The sequence below is a fragment of the Cupriavidus mimosae genome (assembly GCF_023952485.1).
Taxonomy (GTDB): domain Bacteria; phylum Pseudomonadota; class Gammaproteobacteria; order Burkholderiales; family Burkholderiaceae; genus Cupriavidus; species Cupriavidus taiwanensis_C.
Map to the genome: position 1 here is coordinate 256,929 of NZ_JALHRY010000004.1, position 13,668 is coordinate 270,596.

General features: G+C 67.0%; 17 protein-coding genes. 6 read left to right on the forward strand and 11 right to left on the reverse strand.

Annotation, left to right across the window (positions count from 1 at the left end; translation table 11 throughout):
• Window positions 1–57 precede the first annotated feature (57 nt).
• Window positions 58–702, reverse strand: a complete 645-nt coding sequence (locus MKD50_RS09750; RefSeq protein WP_115700262.1) for an AraC family transcriptional regulator — start codon at window positions 700–702, stop codon at window positions 58–60.
• A 118-nt stretch (window positions 703–820) separates the two neighbouring features.
• Window positions 821–1,537, reverse strand: a complete 717-nt coding sequence (locus MKD50_RS09755; protein WP_252667005.1) for a Crp/Fnr family transcriptional regulator — start codon at window positions 1,535–1,537, stop codon at window positions 821–823.
• A 209-nt stretch (window positions 1,538–1,746) separates the two neighbouring features.
• Between MKD50_RS09755 and MKD50_RS09760 the strand changes: the two genes are divergently transcribed.
• Window positions 1,747–3,381: an acyl-CoA synthetase gene (locus MKD50_RS09760; RefSeq protein ID WP_252667006.1), complete on the forward strand. Its 1,635-nt coding sequence runs from the start codon at window positions 1,747–1,749 to the stop codon at window positions 3,379–3,381.
• A 33-nt stretch (window positions 3,382–3,414) separates the two neighbouring features.
• Here MKD50_RS09760 and MKD50_RS09765 read toward each other — a convergent pair whose 3' ends face one another.
• Window positions 3,415–3,693 carry a hypothetical protein gene (locus MKD50_RS09765; protein ID WP_115700264.1) on the reverse strand — a complete coding sequence of 93 codons (279 nt, stop codon included), beginning with the start codon at window positions 3,691–3,693 and terminating at the stop codon, window positions 3,415–3,417.
• A 240-nt stretch (window positions 3,694–3,933) separates the two neighbouring features.
• A complete protein-coding gene (locus MKD50_RS09770) occupies window positions 3,934–4,182 on the reverse strand; it encodes a hypothetical protein (protein ID WP_240072059.1) in 249 nt (82 codons plus the stop codon).
• 134 nt (window positions 4,183–4,316) lie between these two features.
• Here MKD50_RS09770 and MKD50_RS09775 point away from each other — a divergent pair, with 134 nt between their 5' ends.
• Window positions 4,317–5,444: an AGE family epimerase/isomerase gene (locus MKD50_RS09775; RefSeq protein WP_252667007.1), complete on the forward strand. Its 1,128-nt coding sequence runs from the start codon at window positions 4,317–4,319 to the stop codon at window positions 5,442–5,444.
• A 94-nt stretch (window positions 5,445–5,538) separates the two neighbouring features.
• On the opposite strand, the gene MKD50_RS09780 is transcribed toward MKD50_RS09775, so the two are convergent.
• From MKD50_RS09780 to MKD50_RS09800, 5 genes are all read right to left on the reverse strand, one after another.
• The gene (locus MKD50_RS09780; protein ID WP_115700267.1) at window positions 5,539–5,730 is read right to left on the reverse strand and encodes a hypothetical protein; all 192 of its coding nucleotides are present in this window, start codon (window positions 5,728–5,730) and stop codon (window positions 5,539–5,541) included.
• A gap of 111 nt (window positions 5,731–5,841) precedes the next feature.
• Window positions 5,842–6,210: a hypothetical protein gene (locus MKD50_RS09785; RefSeq protein ID WP_112775198.1), complete on the reverse strand. Its 369-nt coding sequence runs from the start codon at window positions 6,208–6,210 to the stop codon at window positions 5,842–5,844.
• A 57-nt stretch (window positions 6,211–6,267) separates the two neighbouring features.
• Entirely contained in the window at window positions 6,268–6,960 is a 693-nt protein-coding gene (locus tag MKD50_RS09790) for an alpha/beta hydrolase (protein WP_115700268.1), read from the reverse strand.
• A gap of 119 nt (window positions 6,961–7,079) precedes the next feature.
• On the reverse strand, window positions 7,080–7,364 hold the full coding sequence (locus MKD50_RS09795) for a hypothetical protein (protein WP_010812500.1): 285 nt from the start codon (window positions 7,362–7,364) through the stop codon (window positions 7,080–7,082).
• A 145-nt stretch (window positions 7,365–7,509) separates the two neighbouring features.
• Complete coding sequence (locus tag MKD50_RS09800; RefSeq protein WP_252667008.1) at window positions 7,510–8,454, reverse strand: alpha/beta hydrolase; 945 nt, start codon at window positions 8,452–8,454, stop codon at window positions 7,510–7,512.
• Between the two features lie 337 nt (window positions 8,455–8,791).
• Between MKD50_RS09800 and MKD50_RS09805 the strand changes: the two genes are divergently transcribed.
• The 4 genes from MKD50_RS09805 to MKD50_RS09820 all read left to right on the forward strand — a co-directional run bounded on the left by MKD50_RS09805 (window position 8,792) and on the right by MKD50_RS09820 (window position 11,828).
• Window positions 8,792–9,178: a hypothetical protein gene (locus MKD50_RS09805; protein ID WP_252667009.1), complete on the forward strand. Its 387-nt coding sequence runs from the start codon at window positions 8,792–8,794 to the stop codon at window positions 9,176–9,178.
• A gap of 271 nt (window positions 9,179–9,449) precedes the next feature.
• Complete coding sequence (locus MKD50_RS09810) at window positions 9,450–10,016, forward strand: TetR/AcrR family transcriptional regulator (RefSeq protein WP_115700271.1); 567 nt, start codon at window positions 9,450–9,452, stop codon at window positions 10,014–10,016.
• 396 nt (window positions 10,017–10,412) lie between these two features.
• Window positions 10,413–11,033: a copper resistance protein CopQ gene (locus tag MKD50_RS09815; protein ID WP_252667010.1), complete on the forward strand. Its 621-nt coding sequence runs from the start codon at window positions 10,413–10,415 to the stop codon at window positions 11,031–11,033.
• 207 nt (window positions 11,034–11,240) lie between these two features.
• Window positions 11,241–11,828 (forward strand): TetR/AcrR family transcriptional regulator, encoded by a 588-nt coding sequence (locus MKD50_RS09820; protein ID WP_115700273.1) that lies wholly within the window; start codon window positions 11,241–11,243, stop codon window positions 11,826–11,828.
• Here MKD50_RS09820 and MKD50_RS09825 read toward each other — a convergent pair.
• Both MKD50_RS09825 and MKD50_RS09830 read right to left on the reverse strand, forming a co-directional pair.
• Window positions 11,814–12,566: an alpha/beta fold hydrolase gene (locus tag MKD50_RS09825; RefSeq protein ID WP_252667011.1), complete on the reverse strand. Its 753-nt coding sequence runs from the start codon at window positions 12,564–12,566 to the stop codon at window positions 11,814–11,816. The genes MKD50_RS09820 and MKD50_RS09825 overlap by 15 nt on opposite strands.
• The gene (locus tag MKD50_RS09830; protein ID WP_240072064.1) at window positions 12,563–13,582 is read right to left on the reverse strand and encodes a M14 family zinc carboxypeptidase; all 1,020 of its coding nucleotides are present in this window, start codon (window positions 13,580–13,582) and stop codon (window positions 12,563–12,565) included. The genes MKD50_RS09825 and MKD50_RS09830 overlap by 4 nt, the downstream gene beginning before the upstream one ends.
• Window positions 13,583–13,668 lie beyond the last annotated feature (86 nt).

Below are 13,668 nucleotides of genomic sequence, written 5' to 3' on the forward strand. Positions count from 1 at the left end.
GGTGATTGACAAACCACGCGCGGCGTGGCGGGCGGCTTACCGCCGAGGAAGGACGAATCAGGCGGCCGCCCGCACCAGCCCGGGCCAGGTCGCCGTCGGCGCGAGCGCGCGGCCACCAGCGCGGCAATCTTCGAGCAGCCGCATGGCGTCGATGCCGAACCAGTCGTGCCAGGCGCGCGCCAGCGCGCTGGCTGAGCGCAGGCCCGCATGGGCGGCCAGTTGGTCCAGTGCGGGCACCAGGCCGCCGGCGCTCGCCAGTGCGTGCAGCGCATGCGCGGCTCGTTGCTCGCGCAGCAGCGGATGCAGCGCCTCGCCTTCGGCAAAGAGGCGCGCGCGCACCAGGCGCGCCGGCACTTGCCATTGCGCCGCCAGGCGCTCGGCGTTCCAGTCGGTGTCGGGGCGGGAAAAGACCAGGCCGGCAAACTGGCGCGACCACGGACGATCCGCGGGCTTGCCTGCCAGGCGCGGGCAGTCGCTGTCCGGTACGGCGGTCAGGACGATGGCGCAGGGTTGTTGCCAGGTACCGGGCAGGTCGCAGTCGAAGTGGGCGAAGGCGTGCACCACGAACGGGTCGCCGGGCCGTACTTCGCGCCGCGCGTTGGCGTCGCGCAGGCTGGCCGTGCCGTGCAGGGCTTGCACATGGACGGCAAAGGGAAAGCGCAGGCGGGCAAAGCGGACGTGGTGACGGCTGACAAGCGGCATGCGGAAAACGACCCGGAAGCTGGCGGCGGTGCGGCGGGTAACTGTCGCAGGATTCGGCGGGCGGCGCAAGGCCGCGGACAGCGGTTTACGGCCGGCCCGGCACCTGGTGGCTGCCCCGTTACAGGTCAGACATCCCGAAGTGGCGCAGCCGTGGCAGGTCGGTCACGCGGATGCTTTGGTACGACAGGTGCACCATGCCTGCATCGGCCAACCGGCGCAGCGCCTGGTTGACGCGCTGGCGCGAGAGTCCGGTAAGCAGGCCGATTTCTTCCTGCGACAGTTCCAGGACCGGGCTGGTGCGCGGATACAGGTCCGGATGGAATAGCTGCGCGATGGCTTGCGCCACGCGCGCATCGGCACCTAGCAGGCGGTCGTTCTGAACGGTGGCGATGAACTGGCCCATGCGTTCGTTGAGCTGGCGCACGACAAAGCTGGCGAACGGCAGGCTCTGGGCCAGCAATGTGTTGAAGACCGGCTCGGGCACCAGCAGCACCTGCGAGTCGCGGATCGCGATCACGTCATAGCGGCGATCCTCGCGCTTGATCACGCTGCCTTCGCCGCACCAGCCGCCGGCAGGCACGCCCGAGAAAGTGCAGCCGCGGCCGTCGGGCGTGTACACCGCCAGTTTGATCAGGCCGCTGTCGACGCCGATCCAGTGGCGCGAAGGCTCGCCACGCCGGGCGATGAAGCTGCCCGCGGCAAAGGATTGCAGCAGGGTTTCGCGCGCCGCAAGGGTCTGGTGCGCCGGCGCCAGTTCGCCGAACCAGGCATGGCCGGCAAGGATTGCGGCGGGCGCAGGGGCGGGGAGGGAGGTGGGGTCTGCGGGTTCGCTCATGGTACGGACGGGCGGGCTGCGCCGCATCCTGTAAGAATCGTGTAAGCCTTGCCTGGCGCGGGTTTGCGGCAGGTTTGTCGTCTCGACGACAGTGCGCCGGCGTGTGCGATGATAGCCTTGTGCCGGAAAAAGTGACAGCGCCGCAAGGCGCGCGAACCAGTAGCGCCCGAATGATTCGGAACGACCCCGACAAGGCGGAGACACTAGCAATGCCAACCGATTTCGACAGCGGCCTGGCCCGCAACGCGGCCAACTTCGTGCCGTTGACACCCATTGATTTCCTGGTCCGCGCCGCCGAGGTGTATGGCGATCGGCTGGCCATCGTGCATGGTCCGCTGCGCCAGAACTGGCGCGACACCTATGCGCGCGCGCGGCGCCTGGCCAGCGCGCTGGCACGTGCCGGCGTCGGCAAGGGCGATACCGTGGCCGCGCTGCTGCCGAATACGCCGGCGATGGTGGAAGCGCATTTCGGCGTGCCGATGGCCGGTGCCGTGCTCAATGCGTTGAATATCCGCCTCGACGCCGCCAACCTGCTGTTCATGCTGCGCCATGGCGAGGCGCGCGTGCTGCTGGCCGATACCGAGTTTGCCGAGGTGGCGCGGCAGATGGCGCTGGAGCTTCCGGGGCTGAAGGTGATTGCCGTGCGCGACGTGCTGGGCCCGCAGGAGGCGCCGTTCGGCGAGACCGATTACGAAGCCTTCCTCGCCGGCGGCGACCCGTCGTACACATGGCAACTGCCTGCTGACGAGTGGGACGCGATCGCGCTGAATTACACGTCGGGCACCACCGGCGATCCCAAGGGGGTGGTCTACCATCACCGCGGCGCGGCCATCAATGCCATCTCGAACATCCTCGAGTGGGACCTGCCCAAGCACCCGGTCTACCTGTGGACGCTGCCGATGTTCCACTGCAACGGCTGGTGTTTCCCGTGGACGGTGGCGGCGCGCGCGGGCGTCAACGTGTGCCTGCGCAAGTTCGAGCCCAGGCTGGTGTTCGACCTGATGCGCGACGAGGGCGTGACCCACTACTGCGCCGCGCCGATCGTGCATACCGCGCTGGTCAATGCGCCCGCTGCGTGGCGCGAGGGCGTGCGCGGGCCGGTGCGCGGCATGGTGGCCGGCGCGCCGCCGCCGGCCGCGGTGCTGGCGCAGATGGAGGCGATGGGCTTCGAGCTGACCCACGTCTACGGCCTGACCGAGGTCTACGGCCCGGCTGCGGTCTGCGCCGAGCAGGACGACTGGAGCATGCTGTCCGAGCAGGACCGCGCGGTCAGGAAGGCGCGCCAGGGCGTGCGCTATCACCTGCAGTCGCAGGTGGCCGTGCTCGATCCCGATTCGATGCAGCCGGTGCCGGCCGATGGCGAGACCATCGGCGAGATCATGTTCCGCGGCAACATCTGCATGAAGGGCTATTTGAAGAACGAAAAGGCGACGCGCGAAGCCTTTGCCGGCGGCTGGTTCCATACCGGCGACCTGGGCGTGTGCATGCCCGACGGCTATGTCAAGATCAAGGACCGCAGCAAGGACATCATCATTTCCGGCGGAGAAAACATCTCGAGTGTGGAAGTGGAAGACGCGCTCTACCGGCATCCGGCGGTGCTGGCCGCGGCGGTGGTGGCGCAGCCCGATGCCAAGTGGGGCGAAACGCCGTGCGCCTTTGTCGAACTGAAGGACGGGGCCAGCGTCAGCGCAGAAGAACTGATCGCGCATTGCCGCAAGCTGCTGGCGGGCTTCAAGGTGCCCAAGGCGGTTTACTTCGGGCCGTTGCCCAAGACCTCCACCGGCAAGATCCAGAAATTCGAGCTGCGCCGCAAGGTGAAGTCGGATTCGGCCATCGACGTCTGAAACGCACGCGGCGCCATACGGCGCCGCGTCGATTTAGCGCGCCCGCACCTCGGGCGGCGTTGCGGTCCTGGGCGGGTGATGCCAGTCCGGGCCGATGTCGGGAAAGACCTCGCATTCGCCGCGCACGATGCTCTCAATGGTGGCGCATACGCATTCGGTGCCGCGCGGTCCCACGCAGACCAGGCTGCGCGGATGATCGCTGTGCTGCGGAATGGCGTAGACCCGCATGCCCTCGCGGAACAGGGGATGCTTGGTGAGGCGTTCGTTCATCAGTTCAACGAAGCGCTGGGGCGTGACGACCGGCTTGTCCATTGCATGCTCCTGCGGCCCTGGCCACCGTACCCGTTTCTTGGCGCGGTATGGCGACCAGGCCAGTAAAGGCCAGGAAGATGACAGGCAGGTGGCGGAAAAGCGCACCGGGCAGCGGTGTGTGCCCGGGACGTGGCCGGAATGAATAATCGCGGGCAATGCATCGCCCGCGTTGCCACTGCCACGCTTCCAGACTAGGTCACGCGGCGCGTAGTGCAAGTGAATCGCGATAATTTGCAGAGGTCAGGTGATGCGCAGTTCCCCTGCGGCGCGCGGGCCGTTCAGGATGCCATTGCCGGCGGCCCAGCATGCGGCTTCGGCTTCCGCATAAGAGCCGTAAGTGCCCGGGGCTGCGACCGTGCAGTCCTCGTCGGCGGCGCCGCACCGTTCTTCCATGACGATGCGCCAGGTGAACTGGCCCGTCCCGTCCTCGAGGACATGGAGCACCAGGGTGCGGTGATTGTCGGTCAGCGTGAGAGGCAAAGTCGACATGGGTGTCTCCCGTTCGCAGGTTGGCGCATTGATGCTAGCAAGTGTGCGCCGCAAATGCCATGAGGCATTGCGGCCGCGCCATGGCAAGATACGGCCTTTGCGGCAGTTGCCGCGCCGGATCTTGTCGCCCGAACATGCCTCTCTCGCCCGAGCTTAACCAACGGATCGCCGCCCTGACGGCGCATTACGATGCCGTCGTGCTGCCGCTGTGGACCGCCTCCGGCTGGAATCCCGAACTGTTGCTGCCCTATGAAGGGCTCGACGGTGGCAGCGCCGCGCCGCTGCCGCCGGCGCGTTATCGCGCCATGGCATGTGCGCGCCAGTTGTACGTGTTTTCGCTGGCAGGGCAGAAGACGCATGCCGATACGCTGTTCGGCTCGCTGCAGGCCTATTTCGGCAATGGCGAGGGCGCGTGGATCTACAGCGTCGACCCGGCCGGCGCGCCGCTCGACAGCACACGCGATCTCTACACCCATGCCTTCGTGATCTTCGCCTGCGCCGCGTATCACGCCCGCTTCGGCAACGAGGATGCGCTGGAGGTGCTCGATGAAACCGTCGATATCGTCGAGGACCGCTTCGCCGATGGACAGGGCCTGTACCACGCCGCGCTGACCGAGCACTTCCGGCCCAAGGGGGCGGGTGTGCTGCAGAACCCGGTCATGCACCTGACCGAGGCCTACCTGGCCGCGCTGGATGCCACCGGCGACGAGTGGTATGCGGAACGGCTGCGCGAGATTGCGATGGCGGTGCACGAGCGCTTTGTCGATCCCGCCAGAGGCTGCGTGGCGGAGCTGCCGCAAGGCAGCGCGGACAATCGCATCGAACCGGGGCACCAGTTCGAATGGTTCTCGTTGGTGGCCGGCAGGCCGGCGCTGTTTGGCGATCTGCCGCTAGCGGATGCCCTGCGCCGCGCCTTCGCCTTCGCGCGGCAGCACGGCGTGGCCGCCGGCACGCTGGGTGTCTGCGCGGCGCTGGAGGCGGACGGCGCAAAGATCGACGGCACCGAGCGCATCTGGGCGCAGACCGAGTTTGCGCGCGCGCTGGCAGTGGAAGGCTCGGCGCAGTCGATGGCCACGCTGGCTGACTGGGCCGCGCAGTTCCGCAGCCGTTTCCTGCACGCGCAGGGCTGGCATGAGTGCCTGGCGCCGACCGGCGACGTGGTGCGTGCGGAGATGCCTTCGACCTCGCCCTATCATCTGGCCACCTCCTACCAGGCGCTGGCTGTGGTTGCAGGGCTGCAATGGCCTGCAACGGCCGCATGAGTGCGCGGGCCAGTGCGTTGTCAATTCTTTGCAGTTGCCGGGAGGGGGCGCGTCTACACTCGAGCCCGCGCTCCGGTCCGCATCGCAATCCTTCTTAACTATCTGGTCGTCGTTCTGAAGTTGCGGGCCGGAGCGCGCCTGCCGGCTTGACGCGCACAGCCATTTGCTCGACGCGCTTCTGCGCCTGGGTTTCGGCGTGGTCGTTCAGGATCAGGCACAGCAGCGTCAGCAAGGCTGCTGCGATCATGCTCAGCGCAATCCAGGCCAGGCAGTGCTTGCGTTCCATGGTGGCGGACAGTGGGGCGTCATTGGTGCGCGAAGTTTAAGCGCGCATACGCCGGGCGATTGTCAACCTTTGCAAACGCAGCCGCCTTGCGGGCTTCGTTGGCCGTCGTCCTTATTCCGTGACGCCGTGTTCGTGCAGCAGCCGCTCGCATTCCTCGAGCATGTCGTAGGCGAACGCGGACTGGTAGTTCGGGTCCAGCGCTTCCATCATTTCGTGCGCGGCATAGAGGCCGGCTTCGCGCGACAGGGTGTCGGCGAGCTGCCGCGCAAACTGGTCGCTCAGTTCGGACAGCAGGCGCCGTTCCGACAGTGGCAACTGCAGCTTCGAGCGCGACAGCCATTCGCCGGCCAGCGTGGCGCCCTGGGCATCGGTCATCCACTTGCGGTGTTCGTAGTAGGCCGACAGGCGTTCCGCGGCCAGCGCGAACAGCAGCGCCTTGCGGGTATTGAAATCGATCCGGCGGGGTGGGGCGAGGGTCATGCTGGCAGCTTGGTGCGGACCGGCGCAGCGGGCCGGCCGTGGTCATGTCGAAGGCGATCAGGCGGGCGCGGCGCCGGCCTGCGCAAAGCGCGATGCCAGCCAGGCGCCGATATCGGCAATCTCTTCCAGGCACACCGCATGGCCCATCGGATAGCTGTGCCATGTCACCGGATTCGGGCGCGCCTGCACGAAATCGCGCGCGGCCACGCCCATGGCCAGCGGCACCACATCGTCCTGCGTGCCGTGCGCGGCGAACACCGGCGTGTTGGCATTTGCGGGGTTCGCTTCGGCAGCGAGCGTCGACGGTGCGGGCAGGTAGGTCGACAGTGCCACGATGCCGGCCAGCGGCTCGGCATGGGTCAGTCCGGCGGTGTAGGCGATGGCGCCGCCTTGCGAGAAGCCGGCCAGCACGATGCGCCCGCTTGGGATGCCGCGCGTATTTTCTCGTGCGATCAGCGCGCGAATGGCCTCGCAGGATGCGCGGATGCCGGCCTCGTCGGCGCGGCGGCCTGCCTGGTCGAGGGAAACGATGTCATACCATGCCGGCATGACATAGCCACCATTGCAGGTCACCGGTATTGCCGGCGCATGCGGGAAGATAAAGCGCACGCCGGGCGCGGCCGGCAGCCGCAACTCGGGTACCACCGGGGCGAAGTCGCTGCCATCGGCGCCCAGTCCGTGCATCCAGATGACGGCGCAGCCGGGATTGGGCGCGGTTTCAATTTCGATCGCGGGCAGCAGTTCGCTCATGGGGCCGGTTCCTGTGGGTGGTCTGCCTGCGCCACGGGGGCGTCAGGCAGCGCGAGTATCGCACAGGTCCGGACCTGCCTTGCCGCTTGCCCTGGCACGCGCCGCGGCTTAGGTCCGCTTCAGGCCGCGGACGGAACGATCGGCACCGTGGTCAGGCCGGGCGTGCGCGCCGGCAGTTCGGGCATGGCGGGCGGTGTGGCGCGGCGCTTGTCGACCACGTCTTCCACGCCCTTGGCCGCGACATCTTCCAGGAACGCCACCATATCGCGGTAGTAGGCGACCTGCATCTGTGCCTCGAGCAAGCGCCGTTCGGCCTGGAATAGCGTCAGCCTCATGTCTTGCAGTTCCCTTTCGGCAATTTTTTCCGGGGTCGGCGGACTGAACAAGTTTGCAAGCCAACGCATGGCAGTACCTCCAGTGCTGTCAACAGCGAGTTTGCGGGCTTTCGCCATGAGGACCAATATAGACAAGAAATCGATCACGCGTCCCTCGGACACTTGGCCGTGGCGCCTCGCCCACAAGGATGATTGCCGCTTGCGGGACTCTACGTTAGATTAATCGCCCATGTGATCGGCCATTGATGGGACCGGCATCGCGCGCTTGCTGCGATGGCGCTTCGGGACCAGTCGCGTGCGCGTGCATGAAGCGCAGGATCGGCGGCCAGAAGGTGTCGATATGCTCTGGCAATATGGCCGCATCGTGTGGCATGGCCTCATGCATGACCAGCGCATGCAGATGCCTGGCAGCGCTTGCCACGCGTTCCGCGTGGGGCGGCACGATGACCACGTCGTCACGGCTGTGCACCACCAGAAGTGGCCGTTCCAGCTTGCTCGCACGCGCTGCGTTGTTCCACGGATCCGGCAGCAGCCACGCCGCCCATGCGGGAATGCGCCCGGTCTGCACCGCGGCCAGCCGTGCCGAGCTGAAGCCCGCGGCTATCACATAGCCATCCGGCTGTGGCTCGAAGCGCCGTGCCACATCGAGCAGAATGCCCGAGCCCAGCGAATGTCCCAGTACCACGCGCCGTTTCGATTGCGGCGTGGCGGCGATGAACTGCTGGTAGGCGGCCATCGCATCCTGCCGCAGCCGGCGCACGCTTGGCCGTCCGGTGCTGCGCCCATAGCCGCTGTAATCGAACACGTAGGAAGCGATGCCCGCAGCGGCCAGCATGGCCTGCACCGGTGCCCAGTCCGGCAGGCATTCGTTGTCGCCATGGCACACCATCAGGGCCGGTGCTTCGGGGTGTGCCACCGGCATGTAGGCCGCGTGGAGGAGGCGGTCGCCGCTGGCGAAGGTGGCGTGCCGCACCATAGGGGCGGAATTGTCGGGTGGTTCCGCGTGGCTTGTCTCATCCGTTGGCGTGACAAAGGCTTTGCGCTCCAGCGCACGAAACAGCAGATGCCGCGCGACCCCGGCCGCAACGGCCATGCCGGCTGCCGCGGCCAGCCAGCGGTGCCGCGTGGTTTGAGACGGGGGGCGGGGGTCAGGAGTCATCTTCTTCAGGCTAGCAGGCTGTGCTCTGCAAGTGAAGAATTGTTCATTCAGGAGCGCTTTTCCCTGGCGGGTGCGGGGCGGCTATCCCTTCGATAGAAATCTTTTTCCTTGACTATCTACCTATCAGTAGATAGCATTCACTCCATGGCACCGCTGCACTGCCCACGGAAGCAAGAAGGCACGGAAATGTGGCGATTCCATTGCATGACCTTAGTGGTCATTTTTTCAGGCCCGAGGATCTATCTACTAGTAGATGCGAGCCTGGAAAACGACCCAGCGAATAGCCACCGACACCGAATTTGACGCGATCCCGAACCATCGCACCCAGGAGCCCATCATGACCAAGACCGCCAAGACCCTGATCACCGCCGCCACCCTTGCCGCCGCGCTCGCAGGCGGTGTGGCGCAGGCCGCCAGCGTGCAGGACAACGCCGGCGACAAGTACGGCTACAGCTATCGCGTCGGCAGCGCCGATGCCTTTACCGACGGTGCCCGCACCGTCAAGTTCGACCCGTTCACGGAGGGTGCGCGCAGCGGCAAGTTCGATCCGTTCACCGAAGGCGCACGGGTCGGCAAGACCGACCCGTACACGGACGGCTTCCGCATCGTGGCTGGCCTGGACCGCATCGGCGTCTCGGCCGAGCCGGCCCGCAGCTTCGACCCGTACACGGACGGTGCGCGCGTCGGCAAGGCTGATCCCTACACCGACGGCGCCCTGGCCTGATTGCCGCCGGCATCGGCCGGCGGCCCACAACTTACGATGGCGGCACGTGGCCGCCGTCCGATGGAGTCCATCATGAGTTTGCGTGACAGCATCCTGTTGCTTGGCGGATGGCTGGTACTCTGCGTGACGAGTGGCTCGATGATTACCTTCGCCGCGCAGGTCCTGCCTGGCTAACGCCCATGTAGTGCACTGTGCCCCGAGGCTAGGGAATTACCCCAGCCCCGGGGCATTTCAACTTGAGCGTCTATCTTCGCGTAGATAAACTGCTTGCATGAAAACCCAATCCGTACGCGAGCAATTGCTCGAGCACACCCTGATCCTGATCCGGCGGCGCGGCTTCAACGGCTTCAGCTACCGCGACCTGGCGGAGCTGGTCGGCGTGAAGACCTCCAGCATCCACTATTACTTTCCGACCAAGGAAGACCTGGTCCAGGAAGCGGTGAAGGAATACAGCGCCCGCCTGTCCGAGCGCATCAACGCCATCGACACCAGCCTGCCGGTCACCGAGCAGGCCGCCATCTACCTGGCGCCATTCCGCGCCAGCTGCGGCTCGGACCAGATCTGCCTGTGCGGCATGCTGTCGACCGAGACCCTGTGCCTGCCCGAATCCGTGCACAAGATGCTGCAGGGCTTCTTCCTGCTTAACGAACAATGGCTCGCCGGGCTGCTGGAGCGCGCCCAGCCGCATCGCAGTACGCCGTTCCCGGTGCCGCCGGCGCGGCTGGCGCAGGTGGTATTCGGCTCGCTGCAGAGCGGGCTCATTGCGGCACGCCTGTTCGGCACCTCGGACCGCGTTGAAGCCGCTGCCGACACGCTGATGGCTGCCGTATCCGGTTGAGTTTGCGCGCGATATCAGTGGCGCGTCCGAAGCCGTCATGTGGCGCAAGCCGCATGGCGGTTTTTTTATGGCCCGCCGCGCGGCCCTCTGCCTGCGGAAAATCAGTTTAAAAACAAGAGAGTAACGCGTCATGCGAAACAGCTATCGCATCGATAGAAATGTTTTTCCTTGACTCTCTACCTAGTAGTAGATAGTATCAAGTCCATGGAAACGCTGCACCGCCTCCAACAAGCAAGACCAGGCGGCACCCGGCGATCCCATTGCACGACCGGAAGCGGTCATTTTTTTGAGACCGGATGTCTATCTACTGATAGATGCGGAATCAGAAGAAGGACTGCAACAGCCACTGATACCGGATTTGACGCGATCCCGAACCATCGCACCCAGGAGCCCATCATGACCAAGACCGCCAAGACCCTGATCACCGCCGCCACCCTTGCCGCCGCGCTCGCCGGCGGAGTCGCGCAGGCCGCCAGCGTGAACGCCAACGCCGGCGACAAGTACGGCTACAGCTATCGCGTCGGCAGCGCCGATGCCTTTACCGACGGAGCCCGCACCGGCAAGTTCGACCCGTTCACGGAGGGTGCGCGCAGCGGCACGTTCGATCCTTTCACCGAAGGCGCACGCGTCGGCAAGCCTGACCCGTACACCGACGGCGCACGCACGATCGCGGCCACGGTGCCGGCCGACAGCTACGGCTACAACTTCCGCAGCGGCAAGGCCGACCCGTTCACCGACGGTGCCCGCGTGGGCAAGGCTGACCCGTACACCGACGGCGCCCGCACGGTAGCCGGGCTGGATCGCAGCAACGTGTCGGCGGCGCCGGCCCGCAGTTTCGACCCGTACACGGACGGTGCACGCGTGGGCAAGGCTGACCCGTACACCGACGGCGCCCGCACGGTAGCCGGCCTGGATCGCAGCAACGTGTCGGCGGCGCCGGCCCGCAGTTTCGATCCGTACACCGACGGTGCACGCGTCGGCAAGGCTGATCCCTACACCGACGGCGCCATCGCCTGAGAGCCGGCCGGCCTGGTGCCGGCCATCAACATACACCGGGCCGCCAGGTGCGGCCCCGCTTCAGGAGTAGATCATGCGTTGGCGTGACACTGCGCTGATCCTGGGCGGATGGGTCGGACTTTGCCTTGCAAGCGGGTCCCTCATCACGCTGATCGCACAAACGCTGCCGGCCTGAATGGCCCGGCGGCAAGCCGAGGAGTCGATGCCATGAATACCCCAACCGTACGCGAGCAACTGGTCGAACACGCGCTGGTGCTGATCCGCCGCCGGGGGTTCAACGGCTTCAGCTACCGCGACCTGGCCGAACTGGTCGGCGTCAAGACCTCGAGCATCCACTATTACTTCCCGTCCAAGGACGACCTGGTGCTCGAAGCGGTGCGCGAATACAGCGCGCGCAAGCGGGCACGGCTGCAGGCTATCGATACCAGCCTGCCGTGTGCCGAGCAGGCGCGGCAATACCTGCAGCCACTGCGCGACGGTGCCTGCACTGACCAGGCTTGCGTGGTGGGCATGCTGTCGGCCGACGTGCTGGCCATGCCTGATACCGTGCGCGCCGCGATGCAGGACTTCACCCGCCTTAACGAGCAATGGCTGGCGCGTCTGCTCGAACAGGCCGCCGCCCGGGGCGCGGCGCCGTTTTCGCTGCCGCCGCAACAGTTGGCGCAGGTGGTATTCGGCGCGCTGCAGAACGGGCTTATCAGCGCGCGGCTGTTCGGTACGTGGGAACGTGCAGATGCCGCGGCGGCGCTGCTGGTCAGCGCCATGCCAGTTGAAGAGGCGCTAGCCGAAGCCTGATCGGGCGGGTGCGACCGCATCGCATACCCACTGCGGATCGTCGTGCGGCAGGTCGTGGCCGGCCCAGTGGTGCGTCAGCAAGGGCACGTCCCAGGCCTGCGCGATGCGCGCCGAACAGGCCGGGTTGACCAGGCGGTCCGCCGCCGAGGCCAGCAGCAATACCGGACAGCGCGGCGGCTCGGCTGGCGCGCAATAGCGCGCGGCGGCCAGCAATTGCGCCAGCGCGGCCTGCCGACTGACCGGTGCGTCCGCCGCGATGGCCTGCCACTGCGCAAGGTCGCCGGCCAGCGTGTCGGTGCGCGCGCAGGTGATGGCATGGATGGTCCGCTCGCAATACGCGCGATCCTGCCAGCGCTGCGCCACGCGCAGCAGCCTGGCCCAGTTGCGCGGACGCAGCCGTTGCGCCGGCGTGCAGAAGGGCCGCATGCTGGTGTTGACCAGCACCAGGCCGCTCACTTCCTCCGGATACTTACTGGCCCACTCGGTCGCGGCCATCGCTCCCAGCGACATGGCCAGCACGCGGTACGGTCCCGGCACGCCGGCGGCGGTCAGCTGGCGCCGCACCGCCGTCACCATGTCGCGCACGCTCCACGGCGCGGGCTGCGCCGAGAGCGCGCCGTTGCCGGGCAGGTCAGGCAACAGCGGCCGTCCCAGCCCGGCTGCCTCCCAGCGCGCCGGCAGCGTTCCCCAGTGGCGCGATTCGCGCGTCAGTCCCCGCAAGAATACCCATCGGCTCATGGTGGCTCCGTGTGCCAGTGCGCGCGCGCCTGCCGCAGCAGCTCGTCGCGCTGCGCGCCGCGGGGCAGCCAGCGGTCCGAGGCAAAGGCGATGCGGCCGAGAAAGTCGAACAGGCTGACATGCCGGCGCAGCACGCGCGCGGTGCGGTGCGCCTTGATCGGGTTGAAGATGCCCTCGCGCGAGAACAGCTGGCGCGGGTTTTTCTTGATCCACAGCCACGAGCCCAGCTCCAGCGTCATCGGCAGGAACAGGTTGCCGCGCGGGGCCAGGTCATAGGCATGGTCCCACAGGTCGCCGTGCAGCAGGTACTGGTGGCTCTGCGGCTCGAAGGTATAGCCATGATGCGGGTGGGCCTGCTCGAACAGGGTCTTGAGCAGGTACATCTCGGCCAGGTGCGGCATCGGCCGGCGCGTGCGCGCGTATGGAAACCAGATGCTGTCGCGCCAGCCGTAGCCGGAATGGCAATCCACCGCAAAGCTGAGGGGACGCGGCAGCAGTTCCTGCCGGACCACGCGCAGCAGGGCGCTGCTTTCGAGCTCCATCGGCGCGCCGGCGGCGCCGCGGTACCACGGCAGCCAGGCGCCGATGCGCTGCCCGCCGGCCAGGAAGGGCACGCGCGCGTCGGCATCCTGCGGGCCGTTGCGCATCAGGTCGACGCCGTTGGGGTTGGCGCGCGTGCCGGCCCACATGCCGCCGGGGTTGACGATGGGCATGAACACCAGCCGCACCGATTGCAGCTCGCGGTGCAGCAGCTCGTCCCAGGCGAGTCGGGACAGCACCGAGCGCAGGTAATCCAGCACCAGTTGCGTGCCGATGCGCTCCAGGCCGTGTATGCCGCCGAAGATGCCGATCGCAGGCGCACCCGGGTCGCGGCTGCCGAGGGTGGCGACATGCACGCCAAAGCGGTGGCCCTGCACGGTGGTCTCGCACACCACCTGGGTTTCGAGCACGTGGCCGCCGGCATCCAGCAAGGTCAGCAACTGGTCATATTCCGGAAAGTCGGTGCGCGGGTGCATGGGCTCACCGGGTGGCGGCCATGAGATTGAACGGGACAAGGCGTGGTGCGGCTGGCATGCAGCGGGGCTCCGAAGATGAAAACCGC

What these genes read in the sequence shown, in the direction of transcription:
- MKD50_RS09825 (WP_252667011.1), bottom strand. Translation starts at nt 12,566, where the DNA reads ATGAGCCGATGGGTATTCTTGCGGGGACTGACGCGCGAATCGCGCCAC.
- MKD50_RS09770 (WP_240072059.1), bottom strand. Translation starts at nt 4,182, where the DNA reads ATGTCGACTTTGCCTCTCACGCTGACCGACAATCACCGCACCCTGGTG.
- MKD50_RS09795 (WP_010812500.1), bottom strand. Translation starts at nt 7,364, where the DNA reads ATGCGTTGGCTTGCAAACTTGTTCAGTCCGCCGACCCCGGAAAAAATT.
- MKD50_RS09820 (WP_115700273.1), top strand. Translation starts at nt 11,241, where the DNA reads ATGAATACCCCAACCGTACGCGAGCAACTGGTCGAACACGCGCTGGTG.
- MKD50_RS09810 (WP_115700271.1), top strand. Translation starts at nt 9,450, where the DNA reads ATGAAAACCCAATCCGTACGCGAGCAATTGCTCGAGCACACCCTGATC.
- MKD50_RS09750 (WP_115700262.1), bottom strand. Translation starts at nt 702, where the DNA reads ATGCCGCTTGTCAGCCGTCACCACGTCCGCTTTGCCCGCCTGCGCTTT.
- MKD50_RS09805 (WP_252667009.1), top strand. Translation starts at nt 8,792, where the DNA reads ATGACCAAGACCGCCAAGACCCTGATCACCGCCGCCACCCTTGCCGCC.
- MKD50_RS09815 (WP_252667010.1), top strand. Translation starts at nt 10,413, where the DNA reads ATGACCAAGACCGCCAAGACCCTGATCACCGCCGCCACCCTTGCCGCC.
- MKD50_RS09830 (WP_240072064.1), bottom strand. Translation starts at nt 13,582, where the DNA reads ATGCACCCGCGCACCGACTTTCCGGAATATGACCAGTTGCTGACCTTG.
- MKD50_RS09765 (WP_115700264.1), bottom strand. Translation starts at nt 3,693, where the DNA reads ATGGACAAGCCGGTCGTCACGCCCCAGCGCTTCGTTGAACTGATGAAC.
- MKD50_RS09780 (WP_115700267.1), bottom strand. Translation starts at nt 5,730, where the DNA reads ATGGAACGCAAGCACTGCCTGGCCTGGATTGCGCTGAGCATGATCGCA.
- MKD50_RS09755 (WP_252667005.1), bottom strand. Translation starts at nt 1,537, where the DNA reads ATGAGCGAACCCGCAGACCCCACCTCCCTCCCCGCCCCTGCGCCCGCC.
- MKD50_RS09775 (WP_252667007.1), top strand. Translation starts at nt 4,317, where the DNA reads ATGCCTCTCTCGCCCGAGCTTAACCAACGGATCGCCGCCCTGACGGCG.
- MKD50_RS09785 (WP_112775198.1), bottom strand. Translation starts at nt 6,210, where the DNA reads ATGACCCTCGCCCCACCCCGCCGGATCGATTTCAATACCCGCAAGGCG.
- MKD50_RS09790 (WP_115700268.1), bottom strand. Translation starts at nt 6,960, where the DNA reads ATGAGCGAACTGCTGCCCGCGATCGAAATTGAAACCGCGCCCAATCCC.
- MKD50_RS09800 (WP_252667008.1), bottom strand. Translation starts at nt 8,454, where the DNA reads ATGACTCCTGACCCCCGCCCCCCGTCTCAAACCACGCGGCACCGCTGG.
- MKD50_RS09760 (WP_252667006.1), top strand. Translation starts at nt 1,747, where the DNA reads ATGCCAACCGATTTCGACAGCGGCCTGGCCCGCAACGCGGCCAACTTC.